The following is a 3950-nucleotide window of genomic DNA, read 5'->3' on the forward strand; positions in this document are numbered from 1 at the left end:
ACTGGTTTTACCTTTTTCTCTGTTTAATTTTCAAAGACCAATTTAGTGCTACATTGTAGCAGCGCCATCAACTGGCGACTTGTATATCTTATCACCTTTAAAAACTTTTGTCAACACTTTTTTATTTTGAATTTTTTACTTTAATTTCAAAACTCTGTTGAAGTTTTCTTAGTGTTTGTGTCCGTTCTTAAGGACAAGAAATATCTTACCATAATCTATTGACGTGGTAATGGCACAATCCTTACTGTGACTAAAATAACCCTGTAATATCTATAAATTTCTTTAAATATCTCTATTTTTTAATTATTGATACACTAGGAAGTGTTTAGCTTAATTATTATAAATTGTATATCTTAAAACTCTCAATAATATAAAAAAGACTAAGCTAGATTGTTATCTAACTTAGTCTTTTTTTACTGTGAAATCTAGTAAATAAAATTATTAAGAACTATATTTCATCCTCTAAATCCTCTTCCATAACATCATCATCTTCAAAACCTTGGTCATTATCTAACTCTAATGCTACATCTGACCCATAATTTATTGAATTTAGCATAAATATTCATTAGGAATTGATTTAAAATGTAAATTGTTTGATTATGAAATTTATTATATACACTTATTTTTATTAGTTTTCCCTCTATAGGTTTACCTTTTAACTAATAACTAACTACTTTAAAATCAATATAGAATTCACCATGCATATTATTAATAAAAATTGGGAAAATTAACTTTATAGTTTAATAATTAGCATGGTGATAAAATTTATGAAAAAAGTAATTAATAGCATTAAAAATCATGATAACATAGTTCTTTACTTAATAATATTTTTAATACTCTTTATTTATAACATTTTCTATAACTATAAATTTTCTAACTCACATTTAGCTGTTGCAACATTTAATAATAAACAGCCTTATAAAAACTCTATGTTAAAGTTTTTATCATTATCTTCTAATAAACAAAACAGCGCTTCTTTTACTGAGCTATCATTGGATAATGATAATTATTATAGTTATTACTTAGCTACTGCTCAAAAAAAGCATACTAACCTAATTAAAATTCAGTCAGAGATAAGAAATCAGAATATGACTGCTCATCTTCCTAATGAATTTAAATATCAATTAATAGATGAAAACTCTTTACGAGAATTTCTACACTTAAGGGGCTCTCTATTAGGTGAAGAGCCTTACTTTTCATCTATAATGAGTACATCAAAAGATTTTAACCTAAATCCACTTTTACTTTTTGCCATTGCAGGACAGGAGCAATCATTTGTCCCAAAAGAAACTAAGGATGCTAAAAAGATTGCCAATAATCCTTATAATGTTTTTAATAGTTGGCAAAAGTATAATACCGACATACATGATTCTTCTAGAATAGTATCAAGGACGGTTATCAACTTATCAAAAGATAAACCTAACAATATTGATTTATTTGTGTGGATAAACAGAAAATACTCTGAGGATAAGGACTGGCACTATGGTGTTAGGAGCATATATGAGCAGCTCAAGACCTATTCTAAATTTTTTTAAAAACCTATTTAGATATATTTTTATTGAAAATATGAGATGCTTGTAAAAAAGCCTTTCATATTTTTTTAATTGTTATAAAATAATAAGGGTATATTATAATTTTATCTTTAGGAGGACTATATGGACTTATATTTAGGCATGAAAAAAGGCGAACTAACAAAGTGTTGTATTATGATTATTTTAGGTAGTATTATTTGCTCGGTAGCAATAAACTTATTCATTATCCCATCAAATCTTTTAAGTGGTGGAGTTTCTGGTATTGCACTAATTATTAAGTATCTCTCTGGCATATCTGTCGGATTAACTGTGTTTGTTTTAAATATTCCCTTATTCATTCTTAGTGTACTAAAAATAAATAAGAAATTTACTATTTTAACCTTTCTCGGACTTGTCTCTCTTTCTCTAGGGCTTATATTCACAACTCCTTTAAATAGTGTTCTAGCCCCTGTAGCAGAGTCAAACAAGCTTCTATATTGTATCTACGGTGGTGTCTTAAATGGACTTGGACTTGGTATAGTATTTACCAACTACGGATCTACTGGTGGGCTAGATATCATAAGCATGTACATGAAAAAAAAATACGATATAAATCTAGGCTCTATTTCCTTTGCAGTTAACTTTATTATAGTTTCTATAGGAGCTATTCTATTCCAATTTACAGTAGGGCTCTATACCCTTGTATCTATTTATATTACTTCCATATCCATGGAGAAAGTTATTAAAGGTTTTAATACACAAAAGATGCTACTTATAATTACAACAAAACAAAAAGAAGTAAGTACTGCTGTAATGGACGAACTTCATAGAGGTATAACAGTTCTATATGGTGAAGGTGCTTACTCCCATGAGAAGAAAAATGTTCTTTATTGTATAGTTTCTCTTTCTCAGCTTCCAAAAATTAAACATATTATTAGGAGTATTGATGAAAATGCATTTCTTTCTATTATAGATACATCCGAAGTTCAAGGTAAGGGCTTTACAAATCCAATTTCTTAATAAAAAAAGAGGTATCAATTTATATTTTTATGATACCTCTTTTTTATATATTCTTAAAATGTCAACTATTTATCTGAAGATATTTGTTTATCATTGTCATTTACAGAGCTATTTTCCATATAAATGCTCCTACTTGGAAAAGCAATTGATACATTTTCCTCTTTCATAATTTCCATAATGCTGCAATTTACATCTTGTTTTATTTTCATAAATTCTGTAAAGTCTACGGTATTTGCAAAATATTGTACAAAAATATCTAAGCTACTTTCATTAAATTTATCGAAACTAACATGAGCTGTTTCCTTATTAATTCCATAATGTTCACATAGCATTATGGAAATTTTTTCTACACATAACTGTATTTTCTCTATAGATGTGTTGTATGCTATCCCTAAGTTCATTGTAACTCTTCTAGTATCTCTTCTATTAAAGTTAAGTATTGGATCATTTGCTAACATAGAGTTAGGAACTGTTATTAGTACCTTTTCAAAAGTTCTTATTTTAGTACTTCTAAAGGATATATCCTCTATAACCCCTTCTAAATCCTTACACTTAATCCAATCACCAATTGAAAATGGTTTATCAAATATAATTACAACTCCTGCAATTAAATTAGCAGCAAAATCCTTAGCAGCTAATGCAAATGCTAATCCTCCAAGGCCTAATCCTGTGATAAAGGCTTTTATATCAAATCCCCAGATATCAGCTATTTGTATTACAGCAAAAGCTAATATTACTGCTTTTAATACCTTAGATATTAAAGGATAAAATATCTTATCTATTCTTACATCATATGTTTCATTTACTTTTTCAAAAAATATTGAAGAGTCTTTTGTAAGATTTAATAGACCTTGTACTATAAGAATAACTATAGCTGTTGAAAATATGTTATTAATAAATAATATACTTATTGGAAGCGCATTTGAAAGTGTTCTTAGAAATATGTATCCACCTAGTACTATAAATAAAGTCTTAAATGACCCTTCAAATGCCATTATAATCTTATGAGTTGCTCTGAAGTTAAGCTTGGAGAACACCTTATCTAAAATTTTTATAATATACTTTGCAAATATATTTCTTAAAAATAGTAAGAGTACAAATATCCCAGTTCCTATCGCAACACTTTTCCAAATATTATAAGCTTCACTGCTCATAACTGCTTTCACAAAATCATTTGAAAGTATGTCTAAACTTGCTAAATACATTAGCTTATCCCCTCTCTTTTAAAGTTCTTAATTAATAACTTATACTTTATACTATTCGTAACCTAATTTATATATATTAATGCCATATAATATTTTATAACAAAAAAGCACCTCATATTGAAGTGCTTTTGGTGGCTCACCGGGGGATCGAACCCCGGACACCATGATTAAAAGTCATGTGCTCTACCGACTGAGCTAGTGAACCATATGACCT

3 protein-coding genes and 1 tRNA gene are annotated in these 3950 nt (G+C 28.2%); 2 read left to right on the plus strand and 2 right to left on the minus strand.

The window, feature by feature from the left end:
* Positions 1–767: 767 nt before the first annotated feature.
* A complete protein-coding gene (locus J2Z44_RS21160) occupies positions 768–1535 on the plus strand; it encodes a hypothetical protein (RefSeq protein WP_209650049.1) in 768 nt (255 codons plus the stop codon).
* A 120-nt stretch (positions 1536–1655) separates the two neighbouring features.
* Positions 1656–2531 (plus strand): YitT family protein, encoded by an 876-nt coding sequence (locus tag J2Z44_RS21165; protein WP_209650051.1) that lies wholly within the window; start codon positions 1656–1658, stop codon positions 2529–2531.
* Positions 2532–2596: 65 nt separating this feature from the next.
* Here J2Z44_RS21165 and J2Z44_RS21170 read toward each other — a convergent pair whose 3' ends face one another.
* Both J2Z44_RS21170 and J2Z44_RS21175 read right to left on the minus strand, forming a co-directional pair.
* Positions 2597–3736 (minus strand): mechanosensitive ion channel family protein, encoded by a 1140-nt coding sequence (locus tag J2Z44_RS21170; RefSeq protein WP_021282682.1) that lies wholly within the window; start codon positions 3734–3736, stop codon positions 2597–2599.
* A 129-nt stretch (positions 3737–3865) separates the two neighbouring features.
* Positions 3866–3941: transfer RNA gene (locus J2Z44_RS21175), tRNA-Lys, on the minus strand.
* Between the last annotated feature and the right edge of the window lie 9 nt (positions 3942–3950).

Source organism: Clostridium punense, from assembly GCF_017874425.1.
Lineage (GTDB): Bacteria > Bacillota > Clostridia > Clostridiales > Clostridiaceae > Clostridium_J > Clostridium_J punense.